Here is a 26,282-nt window from a genome sequence, read left to right on the forward strand (position 1 = left end):
GAGCCCCGTGCGTCTGCACGGGGCTCCTGCGCTCTGTCAGCCGGCGGTAATCACCGGCGGTTGATGCCTAGTGGTCGGTGGCCTTCTCGGCGCCCACACCTGTGAGGGAGCGGACTTCCATTTCGGCCTGCTTGGTGGTGTCTTCCAGCTTCTTGTCCAGCACCGAACCGAGCCAGCCCAGCAGGAACGCGAGCGGGATGGAGACGATGCCGGGGTTGCTGAGCGGGAAGATCGCGAAGTTGGCGCCCGGGATCATTGACGTCTTGGCTCCGGAGACCACCGGGGACAGGGCGATCAGGATGATTGCCGAGCCCAGGCCGCCGTACATGCTCCAGATGGCGCCCTGGGTGGTGAACTTGCGCCAGAACAGCGAGTACACGATGGTGGGCAGGTTGGCCGAGGCCGCCACGGCGAAGGCCAGCGCCACGAGGAACGCCACGTTCTGGCCGTTGGCGAAGATGCCGCCCACAATGGCCAGCAGGCCGATGACGACCACGGTGCGCCGCGCCACCTTAACCTCGGTGGCGGCGTCGGCCTTGCCCTTGGCGATGACGCTGGCATAGATGTCGTGGGCAAACGACGCCGCCGCGGTGATGGTGAGGCCTGCGACGACGGCCAGGATGGTGGCGAAGGCCACGGCCGAGATGAAGCCGAGCAACAGCGGGCCACCGAGGTGGAAGGCCAGCAGCGGTGCGGCGGAGTTGACGCCGCCCGGGGCGGCCTTGATGGTGTCCGCGCCCACCAGGGCCGCAGCGCCGAAGCCCAGGACCAGGGTGAACAGGTAGAACACGCCGATCAGCCAGATGGACCAGACCACGGACTTGCGGGCTTCCTTGGCGGTCGGAACCGTGTAGAAGCGCATCAGTACGTGGGGCAGGGCCGCGGTGCCAAGCACGAGGGCCAGGGCCAGGGACATGAAGTCGATCTTGGAGGTTTCAGTCTTGCCGTACTGCAGGCCCGGGTTCAGGAGGTTCGGGTTGCCCGAGGTTTCCACCGCGCCGCCCAGCAGTGCGGAGAGGTTGAAGCCGAAGATGGCGAGGACCCAGAGGGTCATCACAGCGGCACCGGCAATCAGGAGCACGGCCTTGATGATCTGGACCCAGGTAGTGCCCTTCATGCCGCCGATCAGTACATACATGATCATCAGGGCGCCAACGACGACGATGACCAGCGCCTGTCCGCCCCAGTCGCTGATGCCGAGGAGCAGGGAGATCAGGGTGCCGGCTCCGGCCATCTGGGCCAGGAGGTAGAAGAAGCAGACCACAAGGGTGGAGATGGCCGCCGCGATGCGCACGGGCCGCTGCTTGAGCCGGAAGGAGAGCACATCGGCCATGGTGAACTTGCCGGTGTTGCGGAGCAGTTCGGCCACCAGCAACAGGGCAACGAGCCAGGCGACCAGGAAGCCGATGGAGTACATAAAGCCGTCGTAGCCGTTGATGGCAATGGCGCCGGTGATCCCCAGGAACGAGGCCGCCGACAGGTAGTCGCCTGCGATGGCGGTGCCGTTCTGGGATCCGGTGAAGGACCGTCCGGCGGCGTAGTAGTCGGCGGCCGTCTTGTTGTTCTTGCTTGCCTTGACCACGATGACCATGGTGATCGCCACGAACAGGGCGAAGATGCCCATGTTCAGCAGGGTGGTGTCCTTGAGATCCGCAACGTTGACTGCGGGAACCATAAGCGTCATTTTTCTACCCCGGTGATCTGGTTGCCGTGCTTATCGAATTCGTGGCCTTCGATTTCGTGGCGGATTTCCGCTGCGATCGGGTCAAGCTTCCGGTTCGAGTAGCTGACGTACCAGCCGGTGATGGCAAACGTGGTCACGAACTGAAGCAGGCCCATGATCAGGCCAACGTTGATGTTGCCCCAGACCTTGGTGGACATGAAATCCACCGCGTAATCGGCCAGCAGGACATAAGCGAAGTACCAGAGCAGGAATGCAATGGCCATCGGAAAGACAAAGCTGCGGTGACGCTTGCGCAGTTCCTGGAACCGCGGCGTCGACTGGACTTCCTTGAAGTCCACGGCCGCCGTAGCGTCCGTTTCTTGGGCTTCGTGACCCATCGTTCCTCCTCATTGAGAGATTTGAGTCCACACCGGCTGCCCTGGCCTGCTCCGAACAGCCCTCCGGCCAATGTGACTGCAATCACTGTCTCCCGTGATGCGCCTTACAATCCACAACCGCCGTACCCTGCGTCGCTCAGCGGTCGGGATGCTGCGCTCAACGGCACGATCCGTGGAGCCGGCGCAGCCGCCGGGAACCCCCGTCGGCCCCGGCCGGGCAGGTGCCGCGATACGCTGGGCCCATGCCCGACTCTCCCCTGTTCATCGCCGCCGCCATCGCCGTGATCGCGGCGGCGATCGCCGTCGTCGTCGCCGTCGGGCTGAAGGTGCTCCGCTCGTTCCGGGAGCTTGGCACCGACGCGGAACGGGCCACCTACAAAACGCTGCACGCGGCGTCGCGCGCCGGCCAGCACCTGCGCACCGGGCTGAATCCTGCCGGTGCCGCCAAGGCCAGCCGGCAGCTGCGCAGCCTGCTGGGCTGCGACGCGCTGGCCATCACCGACACCACCGGCGTCCTCGCCTGGGACGGCGCCGGGGAAGAGCTTAAACCGCTGCTGATGGAGCTCGCGTCCGGGGTGCTCGACGGCGGCCACACCGCCGTCATCCCGGCCGGCGAAGTGCAGGAACTTGCCGGGGCGAAGAGCTCCGTGGCGACCCGCCCGGACGTGGAACGCGCCGCGGTGATCGCCCCGATCAGGGCCGGGACCCGGGTGGTGGGCGTCGTGGCCGCCTTTGCCCCGGCGGCCGGCGCCGGGCTGGTCCGGGCCACCAGCGAGGTGGCCGACTGGGTGGCGGCGCAGGTGGAGCTGGCCGAACTCGACGCGTCCCGCACCCTCCTGATGGAGGCCGAGGTGCGCGCGCTCCGGGCCCAGATCAGTCCGCACTTCATCTACAACTCGCTGAACGCGATCGCATCCTTCATCAATACGGACCCCGTCCGGGCCCGGGAACTTGTGGTGGAGTTTGCCGACTTCACCCGCTATTCCTTCCGCCGGCACGGTGACTTCACGACCCTCGCCGAGGAACTGCGCTGCATCGACCGCTACCTGCTGCTGGAACGCGCCCGGTTCGGGGACCGCGTCCAGGTGAGCCTGCGGATCGCCCCGGAGGTGCTCAGCACCGTCATCCCCTTCCTGAGCCTGCAGCCGCTGGTGGAAAACGCGGTCCGGCACGGCCTCGAGGCCAAGGAGGGTCCCGGACACATCTCCATCACGGCGAATGACTCCGGAGCGTTTGCCGAGGTGAGAATCGAGGACGACGGCGTCGGCATGGATCCGGAACAGCTGCGGGCCGTCCTCGCCGGACACGGCGACGGCGACCACGTCGGGCTGCGCAACGTCGACGCCCGGCTGCGGCAGGTCTACGGCGACGACAACGGACTGGTGATCGAGACGGCGCCCGGGGAGGGCACCCTGATCACGATGCGGGTCCCCAAGTCGCAGCCCCGCCACGATGCCTGACACGATGCCCGGTAGGGGCCAAAATGCCTGCGGCAGTAGTCTTGAGCCATGATTAACGTCCTCGTCGCCGACGACGAGCTGCCCGCTGTTGAGGAACTGGCCTTCCTGCTCGGCCGGGATGACCGGATCGGCACCATCCACCGCGCGTCCTCCGGGGCCGAGGCCCTGCGCGCCCTCGAGGCCGGGGATGTCGACGCCGTCTTCCTCGACATCCACATGCCCGCGCTCTCCGGCCTCGACATTGCCCGCGTCATCGCGCGCAGCAGCAAGCCTCCCGCGGTTGTGTTCGTCACGGCCGATGAGGACTGCGCCCTCGAAGCCTTCGAACTGGCTGCCGTGGACTATTTGCTGAAACCCGTCCGTGCCGAGCGGCTGGCCAAGTCGATCGGCAGGATCAGCGAGCTGCTCAAGGACGGCGCCCCGCGGCCGGAAATGATCACCGTGGACCTTGGCGGCACCACGAAGATGATCCGCCGCGAAGATGTCACCTACGTCCAGGCCCAGGGCGACTACGCCCGGCTCCACACCGCGGACGCAAGCTACCTCATCCGCGTTCCGCTGGCGGACCTGGAACAGCAATGGGCCGAGGCCGGGTTCCTCCGCATCCACCGTTCCTACCTCATCGCGCTGAACCATGTCAGCCACATGAAGCTCGCCGCCGCCCGGCCCAGCGTCACCGTGGCGGGGGCCGAACTGCCCATCAGCCGGCGGCACCTGCCCTCCGTGCGGGAGAAGCTCGAGGCGACCCGGATCCGGCCGCAGGCATGACCCGGGTCCGCGTCACTGCACCGCGCAGTGTTACGGCGCGCAGCATGACTCCGGGAAGCGCCGTGCTGCCGGCCGCGCGGTCGGCCGCCGACTCGCGCGACGCCGCGGAGGAGTCCGACGCCGGCCAGGTGTTTGTCCGCTCGCTGATCCGCTCGCAGCTGCGGCTTGCGGTGGTGGTGGCCGCGGGATTCCTGCTGATCCTGGTTGCGTTCCCGCTTATGCTGGGCCTGGTCCCCGGCCTCGCGGAGTCAACGATTGTGGGCCTGCCCTTCGACTGGGTCCTGCTGGGCGCCGGGATCTATCCGGTGATCGGGCTCAGCGCCTGGCTGTACATCCGCACGGCGGCCCGGAACGAGGCCCGCTACCGGGATCTCGTCGGGGACAAGTGAGGCGCCCGTGAACCCGGTCGTCGGCATCGCGGCGTTCGCCGCCGTCTCGCTGGCCACTGCCGTCATCGGCTTCTACGGGCTGCGGATCTCGCGCACCACCGGGGATTTCTATGTGGCTTCCCGGACGGTCCGGCCCTGGTGGAACGCCTCGGCGATCGGCGGTGAATACCTTTCAGCGGCGAGCTTTCTCGGCGTCGCCGGCCTCATCTTGCTCTCCGGTACGGACGCCCTGTGGTTCCCGGTGGGTTACACGGCCGGCTACCTGATGCTGCTGCTGTTCGTCGCCGCCCCTCTCCGCCGTTCCGGCGCCTACACCGTCCCCGACTTCACCGAAGCGCGACTCGACTCCCGGGTGGCCCGCAGCGTCACGAGCATCGTCGTGGTGATGGTCGGCTGGCTCTACATAGTCCCGCAACTGCACGGCGCAGCACTGGCCATCCGGATCACCACCGGGCTGCCGGCGTGGGTGGGGATGGTGGCGGTGGTCACCGTCGTCTGCGTCACCGTGGTGTCGGGCGGGATGCGGTCTATTACCTTTGTCCAGGCGTTCCAGTACTGGCTGAAACTGACAGCGCTGGCCGTGCCGATCCTGTTCATCCTCTTCACGCTGGCCGGGTCCGGAACTCCCGCCGTGGCGGCGGCGTCGGTGAACCCGACGGGTGCGGCTCCGGCCGGGCTTTACCAAAACATTTCCCTTCTGGTGGCGCTGCTGTTCGGGACGCTCGGGCTGCCGCACGTCCTGGTGCGCTTCTACACGAACCCGGACGGGCAGTCGGCGCGCCGGACCACCCTGATCGTTCTGGGCCTGCTGTCGGTGTTCTACCTGTTCCCGACGGCCTACGGGCTGATCGGCCGGATGTTCGCCCCCGGGCTGGCGCAGAGCGGGCAGGCCGATGCGCTGGTGCTGCTGCTTCCCGGAGAGCTGGTGGGCGGGATGGCCGGGGACCTGCTGTCCGCCCTGGTGGTGGCCGGGGCGTTTGCCGCGTTCCTGTCCACGACCTCGGGGCTGGTGGTCTCGCTCGCCGGGGTGATCAGCCAGGACCTCTTCGGCGGCAGCGTGAAAGGCTTCCGCCGGGCGGCCGTGATCTCGGCGGTGGTGCCGCTGGGAATAGCGTCCATGACGGGGTCGCTGGCGCTGGCAGGCAGCGTGGGGATGGTGTTTGCCTTCACCGCGTCCACGCTCTGCCCGGTGCTATTGCTGGGCATCTGGTGGCGCGGGCTGACCGATGCCGGGGCGATCGCCGGCATGGCGACGGGGGCCGTGTTGTGCGGCGGGGCCATGGTGGCCGGGGCTGTACTGGGTGCAGGCGGCACCGCGCCGTGGCTGGCACAGCCGGCGGCCTGGACGGTGCCGGCCGCCTTTGCCGTGATGGTCCTGGTCTCCCGGGCCACCCGGGCGCGCGTGCCGCGGACCATCACCCGGCTCATGACGCGGCTGCACACCCCGGAACGGCCGCTCGTCACCGAGCGCTAAGGGCGGTCAGTCGATGGCGGCCATGAGCTCAACGACGCGGTCCAGGAAGGCGTCCACCTGGTTTTCCTCGTAGCCGTCCTTGCCGACGGCGGGGCGGAAGACCGCGCGGCGGACATTGTCCACGCTGAGCGGCTTGTCCTCTTCGAGGTAGCCGATCAGCTCGTGGCAGAGGTCATCCACGTCCGTGGTGTTGTAGCTGCGGGCTTTGGCCTTGGCAGGGCGCCGGAAGCGCTGGCCGTCGGGGCGGTGCAGCCGTCCGCGGAGCAGGCCGGCGAGCCGGCCGATCTCGCGGAGCCATGCTTCCTCGCCCCGTTCGGCGACGAGCTCGTCGCGTTCCCGCAGGGCGAGGGCGTCCTCGAGCCGGTCCAGGGCCGCGTCCACGCCAGCCGCTGCATAGCCGCCTTTGACGGGGTCGAAGGCAACTGCCCTGACGTCCGCGCTCTTGACCGGGCGGCCGGCGGACTTGGGCGATTCGAAGGAGACGCGTGCGCGCTGCATGAACTGGTCGACCTGCTTGGCGTTGTAGCCGTACTGGTTCCGCTGCACGCGGTCAAAGGAAGCAGGAATCTGCCGTTGAATGTCCACTGTAACTTTTGTTTCCTTCAATGCCGTTCGGCTGGTTTGCCCGGCACCATTCTAGGGGCCGGAGGGTGGAAGAGGGGGTGCCTCACGCGCCGGCCAGGAGGGAGCAGAGGATAAATGCCACCGGGCAGGCGAAGACGATCGAGTCCAGCCGGTCCATGACCCCGCCGTGCCCGGGCAGGATGCTGCTCATGTCCTTGATCCCGAGTTCGCGCTTCACCATGGATTCGGAGAGGTCTCCGGCGGTGGCAGCGGCGACCATGCCCACGGCCAGCACCACGCCAAACCACCAGGGCTTGTCCAGCAGGAAGATGGCAGCGAGCACCCCGACCACCGTGGCACCGGCGATGGACCCGGCGAAGCCTTCCCAGCTCTTTTTGGGACTGATCTTCGGCGCCATCGGGTGCTTGCCGAGCGAGGCGCCGACGAGGTACCCGAAGGTGTCATTGGCGACCACCAGCAGCAGGAGGGTGGCAATCTGCCACGCTCCGGGGGGAACAACGCCGTCGGGCCATAGTCCCACTGGCGTTTCACCCACAGGGGTGTGCAGCGGCAGCACGGCGAAGCTGATCATGAACGGGATCCAGGCCAGGGTGAAGACACCGGCGAAGATGCTGCGTGCGGATCCGGCGGCGCCCTCGAGGGACCGCCAGATCAGGGCCGCGACGCTGCTGAGCATCATGGCGAACAGGAGGCTCTCGAGGCCGCCGAAGTAGGCGGAAGCGGGCATCGCGACGGTGCCGGTCGTGACCGGAATGATGGGAAGCCTGGTGCCCGAGGTTTCCAGGGCCCGGAAGACTTCCCACACGCCGAAGACCGCGAAGGCGGTGACAATGAGCACGAACCCCAGCGGAAGGAACAACAGTCCGCCGAGGACAAAGAAGAGCATGCCAAGGCCCACCGCTGTAGCCGCGGGAAGGTTCCTTCCGGCTTTCGGCGTCGGGTTCCTCCGCTGCTTCCGCCGCACCCGGACGTCGGCCCCGGGCTCCCCCTGTTCCTGCGCCATTAGACCTCGAGCAGCTCGGCTTCCTTGCGCTTGAGCAGCTCGTCGATCCCGTCGACGTGGGCCTTGGTCAGGGCGTCCAGTTCCTTTTCGCCACGGCTGCCCTCATCCTCGCCGGCTTCGCCATCCTTGACCAGCTTGTCCAGGGTTTCCTTGGCCTTGCGGCGGATGTTGCGGATGGAGACCTTGGCGTCCTCGCCCTTGGTCTTGACGATCTTGACGTATTCCTTGCGGCGCTCCTGCGTGAGATCCGGGATGGTGATCCGGATGACGCTGCCGTCGTTGGAGGGGTTGGCTCCCACCTCGGAGTCGCTCAGGGCCCGTTCGATGTCGCGCAGGGCGGTCTTGTCGAACGGTGTGATCAGGATGGTGCGGGCGTCCGGGATGGCGAATGAGGCCAGCTGCTGCAAGGGTGTGGGAGAACCGTAGTAGTCCACCAGGACCTTGTTGTAGAGGCCCGGGTTGGCGCGGCCGGTCCGGATCGAGGCGAAGTCTTCCTTGGCTACTTCAACCGCCTTGTCCATCTTTTCCCCGGCTTCGAGCAAGGTTTCTTCGATCACGATCTCTCCTCAGAAATTGGTGCACCCGCCGCTGGCGGGGTGCTGTTGTGTTCCGGCTGCTGGCCCCCTGCTGCGGGGGGTGCGGAACTGTCCTGAAAACATCCTAGCCGTTGCTAGGGGGTGACGATGGTGCCCAGGTCCTCGCCCCGAATGGCGCGGGTCACGTTGCCTTCGCCTTCCATCCCGAACACGACCATGGTGAGGTTGTTGTCCTTGCACATGGTCATCGCGGTCTGGTCCATCACCCGGATGTCGCGGCGCAGGGCGTCGTCGTAGCTGAGGCGGTGCAGCTTCTCTGCTGTGGGGTCCTTCTTCGGGTCTGCGGTGTAGACGCCGTCGACGCCGCTCTTCGCCATCAGGACGACGTCGGCGTGGACCTCCATGGCGCGCTGGGCGGCCACGGTGTCAGTGGAGAAGTACGGCAAGCCGGCTCCGGCGCCGAAGATGACAACGCGGCCCTTTTCCATGTGGCGGATGGCGCGGCGCGGAATGTACGCCTCCGCGACCTGGCCCATGGTGATGGCGCTCTGGACCCGGGTTTCGACGCCGGCCTGCTCCAGGAAGTCCTGGAGGGCCAGGCAGTTCATGACCGTGCCGAGCATGCCCATGTAGTCGGCGCGGGACCGGTCCATGCCGCTCTGGGACAGTTCGGCGCCGCGGAAGAAATTTCCGCCGCCGACGACGATCGCAACCTCGACGTCGGGGACTGCTGCGGCGATCTGCTTGGCCACGCCGCGGACGGTATCCGGGTCAACGCCGAGCTTCCCTCCGCCGAAGACCTCGCCGGAAAGCTTCAACAGGACTCGGCGCCGGCTCTTCTTTGGCTGGGCTGAAGTGGTGACGGTTTCCATGGTGCCTTCCCGTTGGTGAACTCTGAGCTAGGTTATCGTGCCGGGGACCAAAGGCGTGATTCCGCCCGGACCCGGTTCTGCACCGGTTCTGCACCGGAAGTATTTCCCGGGGGCATGCCCCCCGGGAGCGGTTCCCGGGGCAGACCGGCGTGCATGCAAAAGGGGCGGCCACCGCAGTGACCACCCCCTCAGCGTGTCGGACTAATGTCCGACGGGTGTCTGACTAGGAACCGACGCGGAAACGCGTGAATGCGGTGCCCTTGACGCCGGCCTCTTCGAGGATCTGCGCGACAGACTTCTTGGCATCCTTGGCGAATGCCTGGTCGAGGAGAACCTCGCCCTTGTAGAAGCCAGTGACACGGCCTTCCACAATCTTGGTCATTGCTGCTTCGGGCTTGCCTTCAGCCTTGGCAGTCTCCTCTGCGATGCGGCGCTCGGACTCGACGAGGTCGGCCGGCACATCCTCGCGGGAGAGGTAGTTCGGGGACATCGCGGCGATGTGAACGGCGACGTCGTGGGCTGCGGTGGCAGCTGCTTCGCCTTCGCCGTCCACAGCGAACAGGACGCCGACCTGGGCCGGGAGATCCTTGGAGGTCTTGTGCAGGTAAGCGTCGACCGTTGCGCCCTCGATGCGGGAGATGCGGCGGACAACAACCTTCTCGCCCAGAACGGCGCCCTCTTCGATGACAACCTCGGACAGCGGCTTGCCGTCAACCTCGGTGGCCAGCAGGGTCTCGAGATCGGCAGCGCCGGACTCGACGGCAACGGCCAGGACCTTGTCGGCGAGCTGGATGAACTTGTCAGCCTTCGCGACGAAGTCGGTCTCGCAGTTGACTTCAATCATCACGCCAACGCCGCCGTCGACCTTGGCAGCAACCAGGCCTTCCGCGGTGGAGCGGCCTTCGCGCTTGGTAGCGCCCTTGAGGCCCTTGATGCGGATGATTTCGATGGCCTTCTCGGCGTCACCGTTGGCCTCGTCAAGAGCCTTCTTGACATCCATCATGCCGGCGCCCGTGCGCTCGCGCAGAGCCTTGATATCAGCGGCAGTGTAGTTCGCCATGTGAACCCCTCTGTCTAGAAATTTTTATGTGGTGTACGGACTGACAGGACGGCAGCTCACCCGGTGAGCGGCCATCCTGTCAGTTCCCCTGCGCTGCGGAGAGCGGGCGGGGAGATCCGGATTTATTTGTCAGCTGAGCAAGCAGACTTTTTGGGTCTGACTACTTGGATTCGCCAGCAGCGTCTTCGGCAACCGGAGCGGCCTCGGCGGCGGGTGCCTCAACAGCCGCCGGAGCAGCTTCTGCGGCGGGAGCGGCAGCAGCTTCTTCGGTCTTGCTGCCTTCGAGGAGCTCGCGCTCCCACTCGGCCAGCGGCTCTTCCGGAGCTTCCGTGGTGCCGGTGGCGCGCTGGTTGCGGGCGATCAGGCCCTCAGCAACGGCGTCGGCAACAACGCGGGTCAGCAGGTTGACGGAGCGGATGGCGTCATCGTTGCCCGGGATCGGGAAGTCGACTTCGTCCGGATCGCAGTTGGTGTCCAGGATGGCAACAACCGGGATGTTCAGCTTCTTGGCCTCGTCGACAGCAAGGTGTTCCTTCTTGGTGTCAACGATCCACAGCGCGGAAGGCGCCTTGGTCAGGTTGCGGATACCACCGAGGTTGGTTTCCAGCTTGGTAAGTTCGCGGCGAAGGAGCAACAGCTCCTTCTTGGTGTACGCGGAACCGGCGACGTCGTCGAAGTCGATCTCTTCGAGTTCCTTCATGCGCTGGATGCGCTTGGAGACCGTCTGGAAGTTGGTCAGCATACCGCCGAGCCAACGCTGGTTGACGTACGGCTGGCCAACGCGGGTGGCCTGCTCGGCGATGGATTCCTGCGCCTGCTTCTTGGTGCCGACGAAGAGAACGGTGCCGCCGTGTGCAACGGTGGCCTTCACGAACTCGTAGGCACGGTCGATGTAGGACAGCGACTGCTGCAGGTCAATGATGTAGATGCCGTTGCGCTCCGTGAAGATGAAACGCTTCATCTTCGGGTTCCAACGGCGGGTCTGGTGTCCAAAGTGGACGCCGCTGTCAAGCAGCTGGCGCATAGTTACGACGGGCATGCCGGCGCTCCTTCCGGCAGGTCATTCATGAGACAGCCCATGGGCTGTCTTACCCTGCCAATAGTTGACGGTTGATTAGCAACACCCAGGCGGGCGGTGCTCCTGGCATCCACTGCGCTTCTTATCCGGACCATAGGCCCGGACCGAAAGAGGCGCAGTCCTCCGCACCTGAAGAGTTCAAGCTTCGAATGAGGAGGGCTGGATACGCGTAGTCAGCCACTGCTCCCCCGCACCCCAGAATGAGGCGTGCCGGCTTGGACAATTGGATTGATCAAGCGTGAGGGCACAGCAAACTGCTCCACCTAGTGTACTACAGGGCAGCTGCCGGATTGCACGATTCCGGCGGTGGCCGGTGGGCTGCGGAAGGCCGCGGATGGGTCTCCCGGAGGGCCGGGCTACGCTATCCACATAGCCTCGGGTAGCGCTTTCGTGGATACGGCGGCAGCTGCAGGCTTGGACCATGAAACCCCCGGCATATCTGGCCGCCCTTCTTGCCCTGCTGCTCCTGTGGCCTTCGCCCGGGGCGGCGTCGGAACGCCCGGGACTGGCTGCCGGCGCTGCTGCCGGCGCTGCTTCCGGCACTGCTTCCGGCACTGCTTCCGGCGCCGCGTCCCGTGCCGCCGTTGCCGGCCCAGGCCTGGCGGCCGCCGGGTGGAGCTGGCCGCTGAACCCCAAACCTGCCGTCCTGCGCGCCTTTGATCCGCCGGCGAAACCGTGGCTGGGCGGCCACCGCGGTGTGGATCTTCAGGCATCGCACGACAGCGCCCCGGTCACCTCGCCGGCGCACGGCACAGTGAGCTTTGTCGGCGTCGTGGTGGACCGTCCGGTTATCACCGTCGACCACGGCAACGGATTGCGCAGCAGCTTCGAGGCCGTTCGCAGCGACCTGGACGCAGGCGCCGCCGTCGCCGAGGGGGACGTCCTGGGGTGGATCCAGCCCGGCCACTGCACACCCGGTCCCTGCGTCCACTGGGGCGTCCGCCGCGGTGAAACCTACCTCAATCCACTGGCGTTCGTGTCCGACCTGCGGCCCTCCGTCCTGCTGCCTCCCCTGGACCCCGCGCCCGGGTAGGGCGCAGGGTCTGGAGTCGTCAGGACGGATGGGTACCGCCGAGGCGCGGCCGGCCGCCGAAATGCGGCCGCGCGGGCACCCGGGTACGCCGTGGCCCGACCGCTGGGCGGGCGCGTGCTAGACGATCGCGGAGATGCCCGTGATGGCGCGGCCCGTGACGAGGGTATTGATCTCGTGGGTGCCTTCATAGGAGTAGATGGCCTCGGCATCCGAGAAGATCTTGGCCATCTCAAAGTCGGTGACAATCCCGTTGCCACCGAGGAGGCTGCGGCCCAGCGCAACACTTTCGCGCATGCGTGCCGTGGTGAAGGCCTTGGCCAGGGCGGACTGCTCATCCTTGGCCTGCCCCACGTCCTCGAGCTGGGAAAGCCGGACCATCATGCCCATCGAGCTGACGGCGTTCCCGAGGATCTGAACGAGCTGGTGCTGCACCAGCTGGAAGGATGCGATCGGGCGTCCGAACTGGCTGCGTTCCACAGCGTAACGGCGGGCGACGTCGAAGGCCGCGAGCTGCTGGCCGACCGCCTGCCAGGCAACGGAAAGCCGGGTGACCTTCAGGACCTTGTTCGTGTCTCGGAAGCTGTTGGCGTTCGCGAGCTTGAAGAAGTCCGGCACCACAACGTTGTCGAGGACGATGTCGGCGTTCTGGACGGTGCGCAGCGAAATCTTGTTCTCAATCTTGGTGGCGCTGTATCCCTCGGTCCTGGTGTCGACGAGGAAGCCCTTCACCTGGTTGTCGGCGAGGTCACGGGCGAAGATGACCACCCAGTCGGAGAACGTGGCGTTGCCGATCCAGCGCTTTGCTCCGTTCAGGATCCAGCTGTCCCCCTCCCGGCGGGCAGTCGTGCGGGTGCCGCCGGCAACGTCGGAACCGCCGAGGGGCTCGGTGAGGCCGAAGGCGCCGATCTTCTTGAGCGAATAGATGTCCGGGAGCCACGCCTCCTGCTGCTCCTGGGAGGCCAGCGCTTCGATGGAGCCGGTGAAGAGTCCGTCGTGGACGCCCAGGAAGGTGGCGATGGAGGTGTCGGCGCGGGTTGCCTCGGCGTGCATGATGCCCGCAAAGAGGTTGGAGTATCCCTGCCTCCGGACCGGGCTGACCAGATCGATCTCGGCAAGCTTCGGAATCAGGTCCATCGGGAACTCACCACGGTTCCAGCAGTCGACCGCGATCGGCTTGACCTCGCGGGCCAGGAACTCGCGGACCTCCGCGAGCCGGTCCTGTTCCTTGCCGCTGAGCAGTTGCTCGAAGGCGAAGAAGTCGCCATCGGCGTACGGGAGGTTATTGATGTCGATGTCAGCTTTGGACATGGTGTTCCTTCACGTGGGATCAGCAGCGACCAGGATGACGCGGGCGATGCGCCGGCGGGATGTTACTCACGAGTAACTTATCGCAACCCGGCGGAACACCGCAAGTGACGGAGGCCATAGGGACCGACACAAACCCGGACCAGCCGCAGGCGCAGAACAGGGCGGTCGGCCCCGGCCGGACGCAGGGCCGACACACAGGGCCGACACACAGCCGGACACAGCAAAGGAGCCGGGCCGACGTCGCAACATCAGCCACGGCTCCCGTGGATGCGGATCCCCTTCAGGGTTCCGCGTGAAGGTAGGGCTACTCGGACTTGAACCGAGGACCTTAGGATTATGAGTCCCGCGCTCTAACCAGCTGAGCTATAGCCCCGCGTCCCGGAAATCGTTCCGGCCCACAGGGGGCCGGACAGTTTCCGGGCAAAAATCACTCTAGCAAGAGAAGTCGGCCCGCTCAGACGACGAGGTCGTCGTAGCTCGCGCCGCGGTACAGGTCCTCGAAGGCCTGCAGGGTGCGTTCGAGGCTGTGGTTCTCCACCATCCCCCGGCTCGCCTTGCCCATCGCCGCCAGTTCATCAGCGGGCAGCGACAGCACACGGACCATCTTCGCGGCGAGGTCGTCGCTGTCATTGGGCGTGAACAGGTAGCCGTTTTCGCCGTCGCGCACCAGATGAGGCAACGCCATGGCGTCCGCCAGCAGCACAGGAGTGGAAGCGGACATCGCTTCCAGCGTCACGAGCGACTGCAGCTCGGCAGTGCCGGGCATGCAGAACAGGTCCGCCGCCAGGTAGGCCTTGCGGAGATCGGCGTCGCTGGCCAGGCCGAGGAACGCGACCCGGTCCTGCAGGCCCAGCCGGGCAACCTGGGCCTCGAGCGCCGGGCGCACTTCGCCGCCGCCGACGATCTCGAGGTGGACGTCCAGCTCCTTGGGCGTCTTGGCGACAGCGTCGATGAGGACGTCGATGTGCTTTTCCTCGGCGAGCCGGCCCACAAACAGTACCGTGGGACTCGAGTGGCGCACCAGCTCTTCGCCGGGCTGGAGTTCGTAATCGGCGGAGTCGATGCCGTTCGAGAGCGGCAGCACCTTCCGGAGGAAGGCGTGCTGGTGCATCGCCTTGGCTGCCAGCGGGGTCGGGGTGGTGACGACGTCGGCCTGGCCCATGACCTTGCCCATGTCCTTCCAGGAGATGCGTCCCACGATGTCCTTGAACCACTGCGGGAACGGCAGGAACGGGTTCAGGTTCTCGGGCATGAAGTGGTTGGTCGCCACAATCCGGATGCCGCGCTTGACGGCTTCGTAGAGCACATGCTCGCCGATCATGTAGTGGCTCTGGATGTGCACGACGTCGGGCTGGATCCGGTCGAACAGCAGGCTGATTTCCTTCTTGATTTCCCAGGGGAAAGTAATCCGGAAGTATTCGTGGGTGGGGACTGAGTGCGAGCGGATCCGGTGAACGGTGCCTTCGTCGCTGAATTCGGTATAGCTCTTGCCCTTGTCCGGGCGGCAGGCGAGGACGTGAACGTCGTGACCGCGCGCCTTCATGCCCTTCGCCAGGCGGTAGCCGAACATGGCAGCGCCGTTGACGTGGGGCGGGTAGGTGTCCGCGGCAATCAGGATGGTCAGCGGTTGCTGGTTGTCAGGCATGGTCACGTGGAGAGCTCCTGGTGGTCACGGTGCGGGCAGCTGGTCTGGGGCGGCCGGCTGGCCGTCGGCACAGGCGCGCCGGGCCGGCTGCTGAAGTCTGGTTGATGTCCTACGACACGCGCCCCGCAGCCTTCCGCGCGTCCTTCTTGCGCTTGGTGACTTCGGGGTGGTGCCTGGACAGGGCGATCACTCCCACGATAGCAAGCGAACCGGCGGCCCCCATCGCAATCGCCGTCACGGCGTGGACATCGGGGCGCAGCTCGCCGAGGATCGTGATGCCGATCGCGATGCCGACGATCGGGTCGATCACGGTCAGCCCGGCAATCACCAGGTCCGGCGGGCCACCGGAGTACGCGTTCTGGACGAACCACGAGCCCAGGCCGCCGGCGGCCGCGATGGCGACCACCGAGTACCACGGCACGTTTAGGACGCCCAGCCCGTTCGGATCGAGCAGGTGCTTGCCGATGATGCGGGTCAGGACGGCCACGAAGCCGAACAGGATACCCGCGCCAAGGATATAGATGAAGGCGCTCATCCGGTGCCGGAACATCAGGGCGAGCGTCCCGAACAGTCCAACAGCCAGGGCCAGCAACAGCACGATGGTCAGCTCGTCGGAGGAGCTCACCTGGTGGTTTTCCTGGGTCACATTGACCGCCAGCACCACGAAGAGCGCCGAGCCCGTAACGCAGGCGGAGATGGCCACGACCGTGGCACGGTTGATGGTCAGCCCTTGGTCCTTGGCGTTGACGATCGTGGTGATGACCAGGGCAATCGCCCCGATCGGCTGCACCACAGTCAGGGGCGCCATGACCAGGGCGACGGCGTTCATCGCCATGCCCACAGTCAGCAGCAGCAGGCCAAACACCCAGCGCGGGTTGCGGAGCAGGCGCAGCATGCCATGGCTGCTAAGCGCCAATCCCCCGGTGTCCGCCTTGACGGCACTCCCCTGGCGCTGGGCGCCAATCGCGAGGCAAAATGCGCCCAGCACTGCCAGCAGGACGGCAACCCACACCATCAGCGGGTGCCGCCGTCGGCGTCGAGCTGGTGGCCCTTGAGCTTCCTGCCCTTGCGGATGATGGCCCAGAAGTAGTTGTAGCCGGCGATCCAGTGCCCCACGAGCCCCAGCCCGAGGAAGATCCAGGCGGCGATGAAGTACACCTCGGCGCCAGGGACCGGGAGTTTCGAGAGCACGAGCAGCGGCGTGCCGACCAGCAGGAGTGCAGTCCGGATCTTGCCGATCCTGCTGACCGGGAGGTCGGGGTGTCCGTGGAAGAAGTAAAGCGACAAGGCGAGCAGAATGGCGTCCGGGACGAGCAGCGCCGCGAGGTACCACCATTCCACGACGCCGGCGATCACGAGCGTCACGGCGACCGCAATCAGCGACAGCCGGTCCGCGATCGGATCCATGACCCGCCCGAGGTTGGACATCTGGTCATACCTGCGGGCTACGTAGCCGTCCACCCAGTCGGTGCTGCCCATAACTGCCAGGACGAGGGCGGCGTAGCCGTATTCCTGCGCCCCGAGGACGAGCCAGATGAAGAGAGGGACGCCGAGGAACCGCACCACGGTCACTACGTTGGGGATGGTGAAGACCCGGTCGTGGTGGATCTGGGGCTGACCAGGCCGGGCACCAGCGCCGATGAACCTCATCGGGTCCCCCTTTCCATGGCCGGCAACGAGCGGGCGTTGTTCAGCGGGCTGCCTAGCCCTTGAGCAGTTTGCGCAGCATGAACACGAGCGCGGCGGCCGAAGCGGTCAGTGCGACGAGCGGTTTCCACCGCTGGCCCAGCTGGCCGGCCACGCCTGCGCCGTCGGCAGCGGCGCCGCCCGACGTCGTCGGACGTTTCGTGGTGCGCCCGGAGCGGAACCCGGCGACCTTGCCGCTGAGCTGTTCCTTGCCGCCCTGCAGCTTCACCTGGGCGGCGGCCAGCAGGACCTGCGCCTGGGTCTTGACGTCCAGTTCCTCGTTGAGTTCATCGCGGACCCCGGCGAGGTGGGCGCGGCGCTGGTCGAGCCGGCGTCGCAGTTCCGCTTCGGTGGGCGGCGGACCGAGATCCGGCTCGGCGGCCTTCTTGGCTTCCTTCTCGGCCTTGGCCTTGGCGGCCGCCTCTGCCTTGGCGGCCTTGGCCGCCTTGTACTGCTCGGACTCCGGATCCAGCACGGCAGGATCGAAAGCAGAGCCCTCCTTGGCGATGCCAAGGTCGTGCTTGAGGCCGCGGATGGTATCCGCCGGAACCAGGGGCATGGCCTGCTTGAACTTGCTGACACCCACGAGGCCTGCGATCACGGCGATCAGCAGGAAGACACCGCAGACCAGCAGGGCCGCGAGCCAGGCGGGCATGATCGTGGCGAGGCCCATGATGGCGGCGACGATAAGGCCGACCACGAGGAAGGCGACGAAGACCAGTGCAACCGCGAGTACAGCGGCAGCAACGCCGACCTCGATGCCCTTGCGCTTGATCTCGACCTTGGCCAGGGCAATCTGGTCATTGAGCTGCCGCGGAGCCAATTTGAAGATCAGCTTCAGGGTCCTGGGCAGCGCTGAAATGCGCAGCGCCCCGTTTGTCCCGCCGCTGTGACGTCCGCTCATCGGTCCCGCCTAACTGGTTACACCTGTGATTCCGCTTCCGCGGGCTTGCCGGTCTGCGCAGCTCATGCAGACCCCGGTGTCAAAACTACCATTCAGGCTCCCGGCAGCGGCGCGGGCGCGGGCTGTGGCGCGCCACCACCCACCGGCCTGACCGGCTGGCGTGAGCCCTAGGATTGACCTCTGTGACTACACACACCAATCCCGGCGATTCCCTGAGCCGCCGCCGCAAGCTCCTCTACATACTGATGCTCGGTGCGCTGACCGCCCTGGGACCCTTCACCGTGGACCTGTATCTTCCGGCGTTCCCGGCGCTGGAGGAGAGCCTGGGCGTCTCCGAGGCGGCCGTGCAGCTGACGCTGACCGGCACGACGATCGGCTTTGCGCTGGGCCAGTTGGTGGTCGGGCCGCTCAGCGACAAGTTCGGCCGGCGGATGCCGTTGATCCTGGCGACGGCGGTGCACATCATCGCTTCCCTGGGCGCCGCCCTGTCGACCGACATCTCGACGCTGGGCTTCTTCCGTGTGCTGATGGGCATCGGCGCAGCGGGGGGCGGCGTCGTGGCCATGGCGATGGTGCGGGACTTGTTCAGCGGCTTCGCCATGGTGCGGATGTTTTCCCGGATGGCCCTGGTCAACGGCCTGGCCCCGATCCTTGCCCCGGTGATCGGCTCGCAGCTGCTGCTGTTCATGCCGTGGCCGGGAATCTTCTTCTTCCTGGCCGGCTACGGCATGTGCGTCCTCACAGCCGCGGTGTTCGTGGTCCGCGAGACGCTGCCCCGGGAACTGCGCGGAAAGACCGGCATGACCGCGCGTCAGCGCTACGGTGTCCTGTTCGCGGACCGGATCTTCGTGGGGCTGCTGCTGGTGGGCGGCATGAACTTCGCCGGGCTGTTCACGTACCTTTCCGCATCGCCGTTCCTGTTCCAGGATGTGTATGGCTTCAGCCCGCAGCAATACGGCTTGCTCTTCGGCGTGAATTCGCTGGGCATCGTCGCGGGCGTGCAGACCAGCTCGAGGCTCATCCGGCGGGTCCCGCCGCAGTGGATCCTGGCCTGCTCCACGGCGTGGATGTTCCTGATGGCCGTGCTGATCGTGATTTTCGACCAGCTGGGCTTCGGGCTGTGGGGCGTGATGGTTCCGCTGTGGTTCTACATCCTTGGCGCCGGGTTCACGTTCCCCTGCGTGCAGGTGCTGGCACTGACCAAGCACGGGGCGCAGGCCGGAACGGCTGCCTCCTTGCTTGGTGCTGCCACCTTCCTGATGGCGGGGCTTATTTCGCCGGTGGTGGGCTGGCTCGGCGTCACGTCCGCCACGCCGATGGGTGCAGTCCAGGCCGCATGCATCTTCCTGGCGGCTACTGCCCTGTGGCTCGTGGTCAGGCCCCGGACGGTCCCGGCGATCCAGTAGCCCGCCTCCCGGCACCACGTCCGCGGGACATGCCCAGCCTTGGCTCGCAGGAATGGGCATACAGGCACTATGTCCCGTAGCCAACCGCAGCGCGGGGCATGTCCCCCGGCCGGCCGGGGAAGCGTGCGGCCCACCCGGGAGGACATGCCCAGTGGCCGCAGCCAAGGAAGGGCATATAGGCACCATGTCCCCCCGCCAACCCAAACGCGGGGCATGTCCCCCGGCCCGCGCAGATGGCTGCAGGCCCTGTTGCGGCACCACACCGGGCGATAAAGTTGTTGTTGTGCCCCACTGGCAGGATCATCCGCCCCTACCAGCCACGTGGCAGCGGTGCGACACCGGAATCCTGCCCCTGTGGTGGGATCGCCTGTGCAGCCAGACCAGCCAGCAGTCGGCGGCCTTGTTCGCGGCCGGCCTGTTCACCGAGGACCGCCGGCGCCCGATCGCCCAGTGGTACAACCCGGCCTACGATTCGGCGCTCCTGGTCGCCCCCGAGGCCTCCCCTGAGTGGCCCGTGCAACGCTTCGGCATCTTCTACGCCCCGCCCGGCGGCGGTTTCACCCAGGTCCACTCCAGTCCGCACGAATGGCACCCGCGCGAACCCCGCAAGTCCCCCACCGAGCTCGAAGCATTCCAGGCAGCCGTGGCAGAGGCCGAGCGGTTCCTGCAGGTGGAGATGGACTTCGTCTGAGCACGGGATAAGCGGGTTAGCGGCCAAAATGTGTGTATGAGATTGGCTTGGTTGCCAGTGTTCGCGCGGGTTGTAGGGGTGTCCACATGCTTTGAAAGCATGTGGAGTGACGGTTCGATCAAATCAGCCCCGGTGTGGTGTATGTGCTCAGAAGCTTGTGAAGAACGGTTCGACCAGTGCCGGGCGGACGAGATGGCGGTGTAGGTCGTGTGGTGCTTCGAGTACTCAATCCCGGGTTGATGTCACGAAGAGGGCAGAGTTCACGGCCTTCATTTCCTGGATCACGGGGAAGCAGCGGCAAGGCGCCCACGCCGGCTCGGAGAGGACCTTCAGGCGCCGGAGTGCCTGGTGCTGGAATGTCGCCCCGGCGGCCGCGCGGACCGGGGAAATACACCCGGTGATCATGCTCGATGGCACCTACTTCAACGGCTGGTGCGTCCTGGTCGCTTACACCGGCGAGCACGTCATCGCGTGGCAGTGGTGTGACCGGGAAAAGCACGCCTCGTGGGCTGCGCTTCTGCGGCAGATCCCGGCCCCGGCGGTGGCCGTCGTGGACGGCCACAAGGGCCTGGAGAGCGCCTTGAGGGAACACTGGCCGGAAACGAACGTTCAACGGTGCCTGTTCCATATCCGGCAGAACATCCGCACGCATCTGACGATGCGTCCGAAGCTCGATGCCGGTAAGGAACTACTAGCCCTGGCCAAGGCACTCACCCACGTCACGGACCTTGACCAGGCCGCCGCCTGGTCCGGTGCGTTCGCTTCCTGGGAGGCCCGCTGGGAGAGCTTCCTCAAGCACCGGACCTACGCGAAGAAAACCGGCGCCAGGCCCTCACACATCGGACCGGCACAGACCTGGTGGTACACACATCTGGGCCTGCGCCGGGCACGGGGAAGCCTGGCCGCTGCCATCAAGGCAGGGCACCTCTTCACCTGGCTTACCAGCGCTACCGAAGGCCAGCAGATCGCCCGGACGACCAGCCCGCTGGAGGGAGGAATCAACGCAGGCCTCAAAGACCTTCTGCGGAACCACCGCGGCCTCAGCGAAGACCACGCCACACGCGCCGTCGACTGGTACCTCTACCAGCACACTGAATCACCCCAGGACCCTTGGGACCTCGTGAAACCACACCACTGGCAACCCCAAAAGAAGGAGTCAAAGGAGGTGGAGGAGCCCATCCAACCGGCCCTCTACGACACAGCCTTCAGCTTCGAAGACGGCAACGGAATCCAGCAAGGATGGGGCGGAAGAAACCGGTGACACGCCCAAGCCATACACACATTTTGGCCGCTAACCCGGATAAGCCGCCGTAAGAGGGCACAAAAAAGGTCCCGCAGCCAGTTGTTCACCGGCTGCGGGACCTGTCCGCTCCTCCTGCTGGACTTGAACCAGCAACCCTTCGATTAACAGTCGAATGCTCTGCCAATTGAGCTAAGGAGGAATGAAGCAGGTATGACATTAGCAAAGGTTTTGCCGCTTAGGAAATCGGCCCGCCACCTGCCCCGAAGTATCCCGCCAATACCCCCTCCGGGTATAAAAAAGTCCCCGCCCCGGTGACCCGGGACGGGGACTGCGCGCTCCTCCTGCTGGACTTGAACCAGCAACCCTTCGATTAACAGTCGAATGCTCTGCCAATTGAGCTAAGGAGGAATGAAGCGGATATAAGCCTAGCAAACACCCGGCCGGGAAGTGAAATTGACCCCGCACGGGACAAGAGAACGGGAAAAAGCCGGGGACAGCAGGCCCGCGACCAGACAGGGGTGCTCAGGCCTCCGAGCGCAGGGACCGCCGTTGCATTTCCAGCTGCATCAGCTCGCGGTTCAGCCGCTGGAACTCCTCCGGGTCGGAAGAGGCGTCCAGGCGCTGGAGCTGTCCCATCTTGTCCGCCTTGACCCTCGTGATCTGCAGCTCAAACAGGCGCGCCAGAATGTCCCGGCAGTAGCGCAGGACGCCGTCTGCGGTGCTGGCGGGCAGCGGCACGACGGCCAACTCGGACACCAACGGGCGCAGCGGCCCGGGAACCTCCTGCAGAAGCTGTTCCACCCAGCGCCCCGGGTCACCCGCGAACGCCAGGCCGGTGGCCCGGATGGCCTCGTGGATGGCCAGGTACGCCGGCGTCGAGAATCTCGCTTCGGAGAAACGCTGCCACGTCTCACCTTCCAGCATCCCGGGCTGCTGCAGGGCAACCTCGAGCGCCTGCCGTTCCATCGCCGCCACGGGGTCGCGCGGGTCGGGGCGGTTGAACGCCGGCAGCCCGGCCGACGGCGGCAAAGGGGCAACGCCCGGCCCGGATCCCCCACCGGTTACCGGCGCATACCCTGAGCCCTGGCCGCGGCCCGGACCGTTTCCCTGCCCCTGGTACTGGCCGGAGCCGGCCCCGCCCGACGGCGCCTGTGCAGCGCGCTTGGCGGCCGCGCCCACGGCGCGGCTGACTTCCTCGACCGGCATGCCCAGCCAGCCGGACAGTTCCCGGGCGTAGCCGGGTCGGATCCCGGCGTCGCGGATCTGGGCGACAACCGGGGCGGATTCCCGCAGGGCGGCGATCCGGCCCTCGACCGTGTCCAGGTTATGCCGTTTAAGGGCGGCCCGGATGGCAAATTCAAACAGGGGACGGCGGGTGCTGATGAGGTCCCGGACGGCGGCGTCGCCCTTGGACTGACGCAGCTCGCACGGGTCGGCGCCGTTGGGCTCCACCGCCACATAGGTCTGCGCGACGAACCGCTGGTCCTCTTCGAAGGCGCGCAAGGCCGCCTTCTGGCCGGCGGCGTCGCCGTCGAAGGTGAAGATGACTTCGCCGCCGCTGCCGTCGTCGGAGAGCAGGCGGCGGGCAATCTTGATGTGCTCGGTGCCGAATGCCGTACCGCAGGTGGCGACGGCTGTGGTGACCCCGGCGAGGTGGCAGGCCATCACGTCGGTGTAGCCCTCCACGACGACGATCTGGCGGTCCTTGGCGATGTTGCGCTTGGCGAGGTCGATCCCGTAGAGGACCTGGGACTTCTTGTAGAGCGCAGTCTCCGGCGTGTTGAGGTACTTGGGTCCTTGGTCGTCCTCGTAGAGCTTGCGGGCGCCGAAGCCGATCGTCTCGCCGGCGATGTCGCGGATGGGCCAGATCAGCCGGCCGCGGAACCGGTCATAAATTCCCCGACCACCTTCGGAGAACATTCCCGTGAGCTTGAGCTCGGGGTCGGTGAAGCCCCGGCCGCGGAGGTGTTTGAGCAGCGAGTCCCAGCCCTGCGGGGCGTAGCCGACACCGAACTGGTCTGCTGCGGTGCGGTCGAAGCCGCGGTCGTGCAGGAAGTTGCGGCCCTGGGTGGCCGCGGGGGTCAGCAGCTGGGCACGGAAGTACTCGTCCGCGACCTTGTGGGCGTCGAGCAGGCGCTGCCGCCGGCCGACGTCCTCGCGGTTCGGGCCGGAGCCGCCGTCCTCGTACCGGAGCTCGAAACCGATCCGGGCAGCCAGTTTTTCCACGGCCTCGTGGAACGACGTGTGGTCCAGTTTCTGGACGAAGGAGATGACGTCGCCGTCCTCGCCGCAGCCGAAGCAGTGGTACCGGCCCACCTGGGGACGGACGGTGAAGGACGGCGAACGCTCGTCGTGGAAGGGGCATAGGCCCTTGAAGGAACCGAGCCCTGCGCCCTTGAGGGTCACGTAGCCGTCGACGACTTCCTTGATGTCCGTGCGCTGGCGTACTTCGTCGATGTCTTCGCGTTTGATCAGGCCGGCCACAGTGCCATCCTAGTACCGCGCCCCGACAGTATCGGCGCAAAGCAGGTCACTGCGGGCAAGGTCACCAGTCCCGTCACCACAGTGACGGCAGGCTGCCCACGAGCCGCTCGTACATGCCCAGCGCGGACCCGTCGGTCAGGGACGCGACCTGGTCGATCACGACTCGCAGCCGCGCGCCGTCGTCCTCCGCGTCGCGCCAGTCGGCCGCGAACATCGGCTCCAGATGGCGGTCGCCGGTGGCGCTCAGTGCCGTGACGAGGGCGTGCAGGACCTCGCGCTGGCGTTCGTAGATGGGCTGCCGGTGCTCGGTGGTCATCACGAAGGTGGTGGCAAGGCCCTTCATTACCGCGATTTCCATCACGGTCTCGTCCGGAACGATCAGCTCCGCGTTGTAGCGGGTCAGGTTCTCCGGGCCGTACACGGCGCGGGTGGACGCCAGCGCACTCTGGCAGAACCGGCCGATCAGCTGGCTGGTCATGTCCTTGAGCGCTGCCATCGATTTGCGGCTGCCGTCGGCCTCGCGCACCCACACGCTGGTGGCCTCCAGCCGGGCCAGGGCCGCATCAATCGCAGCGGGATCGTTCTGTGGCAGGTACCACTGCTTCGCATAGCCGACCACCCGGGCGCGGTGGTCCGGGTTGTCCATCCAGCGCAGTTGGAAGTGCCCGGCGACGATCGCGTCCTCGACGTCGTGCACGGAGTAGGAGATGTCGTCGGCGAGGTCCATGACCTGCGCCTCGAGGCAGGAGCGGCGCTCCGGGGCGTCCTCGCGGATCCAGTCGAAAATCGGCAGGTCGTCCTCGTAGGCACCGAACTTGCTGGTCCGCACGCCGTGGATGATGGGGGCGTTCGCGGCCGACCACGGGTACTTCGCCGCGGCATCGAGGCTGGCCCGGGTGAGGTTCAGCCCGGCGGGACGCCCGTCCGGGGCCAGGACCTTGGGCTCGAGACGGGTCAGCAGTCGCAGCGTCTGGGCGTTGCCCTCGAAGCCGCCGATCCCGTGGGCGACCTCGTTGAGGGCCGATTCGCCATTGTGGCCGAAGGGCGGGTGGCCGAGGTCATGGCTGAGGCAGGCGGTGTCCACAACATCGGGGTCGCAGCCCAGGGCGCGGCCCAGCTCGCGGCCCACCTGGGCGACCTCGAGGCTGTGGGTGAGGCGGGTGCGGACGAAGTCGTCGGTGTCCGGCGCCACCACCTGGGTCTTTGCCCCGAGCCTGCGCAGGGCCGAGGAGTGCAGCACCCGGGCGCGGTCGCGTTCGAAGTCGGAGCGGTACGTGGACTTGGCCGGCTCCTCCACCCAGCGGGCGGAGTCGCGGGCGACATAGCCGTCCAGCACGGGCGCGGTGGTCCTGGTTTCAGCCACCGGACACGTCCAGTTCCGCGTGGGAGATCTCGCGTGACTGCTCGGCGTCCATGTTCCGGTCCAGCAGCCAGTCCTTGGGCAGGGCGGGCTTCTTGGGCGAGCCTGCGCGGCCGCGGGGGCCCTCGGCGTCAACACCGGGGTACGGCGAATCGAGGTCCAGCTGGTCCAGCGTTGCGCGGAGGACCTCGAGGCTGGTGACCATCGCCAGTTTGGTCCGCAGTTCGCTGCCGACCACGTAGCCCTTGAAGTACCAGGCCATATGCTTGCGGATTTCGCGCAGCGCCTTGCCTTCATCGTTGCCGAACGTTTCGACCATCAGCTCGGCATGGCGGTACACGCTTTCCGCCACCTGCCCCAGGTCCGGTTTGTGCCGCTCGTCGCTGCCTTCGAAGGCGGCCATGAGGTCACCGAACAGCCACGGGCGGCCCTGGCAGCCGCGTCCCACCACCACTCCGTCGACGCCGGTTTCGCGGACCATGCGGATGGCGTCCTCAGCGGACCAGATGTCGCCGTTGCCGAGCACCGGAATGTCCGGCAGAGCTTCGCGCAGCCGGGCAATCGCGGACCAGTCGGCCTGGCCGGAGTAGAACTGCGCGGCGGTGCGGCCGTGGAGCGCGACGGCGGCAACCCCGGCATCGCGGGCGATCCGGCCGGCGTCAAGGTAGGTGAGGTGGTCCTCGTCGATGCCCTTGCGCATCTTGATGGTCAGCGGGACGTTGCCCCTGGAGGCTTCCTTGACGGCGGTCCGGACGATCGAGGTGAACAGGTCGATCTTCCAGGGCAGGGCCGAACCCCCGCCCCGCCGGGTCACCTTGGGCACCGGGCAGCCGAAGTTGAGGTCGATGTGGTCGGCGCGGTCTTCCTCGACAAGCATCCGCACGGCCTGGCCGACGGTGACGGGGTCCACGCCGTAGAGCTGGACGGAGCGGACTTTCTCGTCGTCGTCGTGCGAAATGATGCGCAGGGATTCCGGCGTCCGCTCCACGAGGGCACGGGACGTGACCATCTCCGCGACGTACAGGCCGCCGCCGTATTCACGGCAGAGCCTGCGGAACGCGGAGTTGGTAATGCCCGCCATGGGAGCCAGGATCACGGGGGTGTCCACCGTGAGGGGGCCCAGCTTCAGGGGCGGGAGTTCCAGCTTGGGGGCGGGTGGGGTAGCTACAACAGTCACCCGTTCATTGTCTCAAATCCGGGCAAATCGGCCGGATCCGCGGTCGCTATGTGGAGAAA

24 protein-coding genes and 3 tRNA genes are annotated in these 26,282 nt (G+C 66.6%); 8 read left to right on the forward strand and 19 right to left on the reverse strand.

Annotation, left to right across the window (positions count from 1 at the left end; all coding sequences use genetic code 11):
- Window positions 1-67: 67 nt before the first annotated feature.
- Window positions 68-1,684, reverse strand: coding sequence for a solute symporter family protein (locus GXK59_RS11335; protein WP_024365700.1), 1,617 nt, complete (start codon window positions 1,682-1,684; stop codon window positions 68-70).
- Window positions 1,681-2,061 carry a DUF485 domain-containing protein gene (locus tag GXK59_RS11340; protein ID WP_024365701.1) on the reverse strand — a complete coding sequence of 127 codons (381 nt, stop codon included), beginning with the start codon at window positions 2,059-2,061 and terminating at the stop codon, window positions 1,681-1,683. The genes GXK59_RS11335 and GXK59_RS11340 overlap by 4 nt, the downstream gene beginning before the upstream one ends.
- A gap of 242 nt (window positions 2,062-2,303) precedes the next feature.
- Between GXK59_RS11340 and GXK59_RS11345 the strand changes: the two genes are divergently transcribed.
- Genes GXK59_RS11345 through GXK59_RS11360 form a run of 4 tightly spaced genes read left to right on the forward strand, consistent with a single transcriptional unit; the run spans window position 2,304 to window position 6,152 of the window.
- Window positions 2,304-3,521 carry a sensor histidine kinase gene (locus GXK59_RS11345; protein ID WP_160666838.1) on the forward strand — a complete coding sequence of 406 codons (1,218 nt, stop codon included), beginning with the start codon at window positions 2,304-2,306 and terminating at the stop codon, window positions 3,519-3,521.
- Window positions 3,522-3,569: 48 nt separating this feature from the next.
- Window positions 3,570-4,289 (forward strand): LytR/AlgR family response regulator transcription factor, encoded by a 720-nt coding sequence (locus tag GXK59_RS11350; RefSeq protein WP_160666840.1) that lies wholly within the window; start codon window positions 3,570-3,572, stop codon window positions 4,287-4,289.
- A complete protein-coding gene (locus tag GXK59_RS11355; RefSeq protein WP_160666842.1) occupies window positions 4,286-4,678 on the forward strand; it encodes a hypothetical protein in 393 nt (130 codons plus the stop codon). Before GXK59_RS11350 ends, GXK59_RS11355 begins: the two co-directional genes overlap by 4 nt.
- A gap of 7 nt (window positions 4,679-4,685) precedes the next feature.
- Complete coding sequence (locus GXK59_RS11360; RefSeq protein ID WP_160666844.1) at window positions 4,686-6,152, forward strand: sodium/solute symporter; 1,467 nt, start codon at window positions 4,686-4,688, stop codon at window positions 6,150-6,152.
- A 6-nt stretch (window positions 6,153-6,158) separates the two neighbouring features.
- On the opposite strand, the gene GXK59_RS11365 is transcribed toward GXK59_RS11360, so the two are convergent.
- The 6 genes from GXK59_RS11365 to rpsB all read right to left on the reverse strand — a co-directional run bounded on the left by GXK59_RS11365 (window position 6,159) and on the right by rpsB (window position 11,247).
- Window positions 6,159-6,737: a DivIVA domain-containing protein gene (locus GXK59_RS11365; protein WP_160666846.1), complete on the reverse strand. Its 579-nt coding sequence runs from the start codon at window positions 6,735-6,737 to the stop codon at window positions 6,159-6,161.
- 82 nt (window positions 6,738-6,819) lie between these two features.
- Window positions 6,820-7,740, reverse strand: a complete 921-nt coding sequence (locus GXK59_RS11370) for a phosphatidate cytidylyltransferase (protein ID WP_160666848.1) — start codon at window positions 7,738-7,740, stop codon at window positions 6,820-6,822.
- Window positions 7,740-8,297 carry a ribosome recycling factor gene (frr, locus tag GXK59_RS11375; RefSeq protein WP_160666850.1) on the reverse strand — a complete coding sequence of 186 codons (558 nt, stop codon included), beginning with the start codon at window positions 8,295-8,297 and terminating at the stop codon, window positions 7,740-7,742. Before frr ends, GXK59_RS11370 begins: the two co-directional genes overlap by 1 nt.
- 113 nt (window positions 8,298-8,410) lie before the next feature.
- A complete protein-coding gene (pyrH, locus tag GXK59_RS11380; RefSeq protein WP_024365709.1) occupies window positions 8,411-9,148 on the reverse strand; it encodes a UMP kinase in 738 nt (245 codons plus the stop codon).
- Window positions 9,149-9,371: 223 nt separating this feature from the next.
- Window positions 9,372-10,208, reverse strand: coding sequence for a translation elongation factor Ts (gene tsf / locus GXK59_RS11385; RefSeq protein WP_024365710.1), 837 nt, complete (start codon window positions 10,206-10,208; stop codon window positions 9,372-9,374).
- Between the two features lie 160 nt (window positions 10,209-10,368).
- Entirely contained in the window at window positions 10,369-11,247 is an 879-nt protein-coding gene (gene rpsB, locus GXK59_RS11390) for a 30S ribosomal protein S2 (RefSeq protein ID WP_160666852.1), read from the reverse strand.
- A gap of 460 nt (window positions 11,248-11,707) precedes the next feature.
- Between rpsB and GXK59_RS11395 the strand changes: the two genes are divergently transcribed.
- On the forward strand, window positions 11,708-12,319 hold the full coding sequence (locus GXK59_RS11395; RefSeq protein ID WP_160666854.1) for a M23 family metallopeptidase: 612 nt from the start codon (window positions 11,708-11,710) through the stop codon (window positions 12,317-12,319).
- 117 nt (window positions 12,320-12,436) lie between these two features.
- On the opposite strand, the gene GXK59_RS11400 is transcribed toward GXK59_RS11395, so the two are convergent.
- The 6 genes from GXK59_RS11400 to GXK59_RS11425 all read right to left on the reverse strand — a co-directional run bounded on the left by GXK59_RS11400 (window position 12,437) and on the right by GXK59_RS11425 (window position 17,862).
- Window positions 12,437-13,627, reverse strand: a complete 1,191-nt coding sequence (locus GXK59_RS11400; RefSeq protein WP_160666856.1) for an acyl-CoA dehydrogenase family protein — start codon at window positions 13,625-13,627, stop codon at window positions 12,437-12,439.
- Between the two features lie 299 nt (window positions 13,628-13,926).
- Window positions 13,927-14,000 (reverse strand) — tRNA-Ile (locus tag GXK59_RS11405).
- Between the two features lie 81 nt (window positions 14,001-14,081).
- A complete protein-coding gene (locus tag GXK59_RS11410; protein ID WP_160666858.1) occupies window positions 14,082-15,278 on the reverse strand; it encodes a glycosyltransferase in 1,197 nt (398 codons plus the stop codon).
- A gap of 103 nt (window positions 15,279-15,381) precedes the next feature.
- On the reverse strand, window positions 15,382-16,287 hold the full coding sequence (locus tag GXK59_RS11415; protein WP_160666859.1) for a DMT family transporter: 906 nt from the start codon (window positions 16,285-16,287) through the stop codon (window positions 15,382-15,384).
- Window positions 16,287-16,922: a CDP-alcohol phosphatidyltransferase family protein gene (locus GXK59_RS11420; RefSeq protein ID WP_160666861.1), complete on the reverse strand. Its 636-nt coding sequence runs from the start codon at window positions 16,920-16,922 to the stop codon at window positions 16,287-16,289. Before GXK59_RS11420 ends, GXK59_RS11415 begins: the two co-directional genes overlap by 1 nt.
- A 52-nt stretch (window positions 16,923-16,974) precedes the next feature.
- A complete protein-coding gene (locus tag GXK59_RS11425) occupies window positions 16,975-17,862 on the reverse strand; it encodes a phage holin family protein (protein WP_160666863.1) in 888 nt (295 codons plus the stop codon).
- Between the two features lie 182 nt (window positions 17,863-18,044).
- Here GXK59_RS11425 and GXK59_RS11430 point away from each other — a divergent pair, with 182 nt between their 5' ends.
- The 3 genes from GXK59_RS11430 (at window position 18,045) to GXK59_RS11440 (ending at window position 21,220) form a co-directional block, all read left to right on the forward strand.
- Window positions 18,045-19,268, forward strand: coding sequence for a multidrug effflux MFS transporter (locus GXK59_RS11430; protein ID WP_202129116.1), 1,224 nt, complete (start codon window positions 18,045-18,047; stop codon window positions 19,266-19,268).
- Window positions 19,269-19,551: 283 nt separating this feature from the next.
- Window positions 19,552-19,959 (forward strand): hypothetical protein, encoded by a 408-nt coding sequence (locus GXK59_RS11435; protein ID WP_160666865.1) that lies wholly within the window; start codon window positions 19,552-19,554, stop codon window positions 19,957-19,959.
- A 106-nt stretch (window positions 19,960-20,065) separates the two neighbouring features.
- Complete coding sequence (locus GXK59_RS11440; RefSeq protein ID WP_160664191.1) at window positions 20,066-21,220, forward strand: IS1249 family transposase; 1,155 nt, start codon at window positions 20,066-20,068, stop codon at window positions 21,218-21,220.
- Window positions 21,221-21,328: 108 nt separating this feature from the next.
- Here the strand turns inward: GXK59_RS11440 and GXK59_RS11445 are convergent.
- The 5 genes from GXK59_RS11445 to dusB form a co-directional block, all read right to left on the reverse strand.
- Window positions 21,329-21,401 (reverse strand) — tRNA-Asn (locus tag GXK59_RS11445).
- A gap of 136 nt (window positions 21,402-21,537) precedes the next feature.
- Window positions 21,538-21,610: transfer RNA gene (locus tag GXK59_RS11450), tRNA-Asn, on the reverse strand.
- A gap of 114 nt (window positions 21,611-21,724) precedes the next feature.
- Entirely contained in the window at window positions 21,725-23,686 is a 1,962-nt protein-coding gene (gene dnaG, locus GXK59_RS11455) for a DNA primase (protein ID WP_160666867.1), read from the reverse strand.
- A 73-nt stretch (window positions 23,687-23,759) separates the two neighbouring features.
- Window positions 23,760-25,049, reverse strand: coding sequence for a deoxyguanosinetriphosphate triphosphohydrolase (locus GXK59_RS11460; protein ID WP_160666869.1), 1,290 nt, complete (start codon window positions 25,047-25,049; stop codon window positions 23,760-23,762).
- The gene (gene dusB, locus GXK59_RS11465) at window positions 25,042-26,223 is read right to left on the reverse strand and encodes a tRNA dihydrouridine synthase DusB (RefSeq protein ID WP_160666871.1); all 1,182 of its coding nucleotides are present in this window, start codon (window positions 26,221-26,223) and stop codon (window positions 25,042-25,044) included. The genes GXK59_RS11460 and dusB overlap by 8 nt, the downstream gene beginning before the upstream one ends.
- Window positions 26,224-26,282: the final 59 nt, after the last annotated feature.

It is taken from the genome of Pseudarthrobacter sp. ATCC 49987, from assembly GCF_009928425.1.
Taxonomy (GTDB): domain Bacteria; phylum Actinomycetota; class Actinomycetes; order Actinomycetales; family Micrococcaceae; genus Arthrobacter.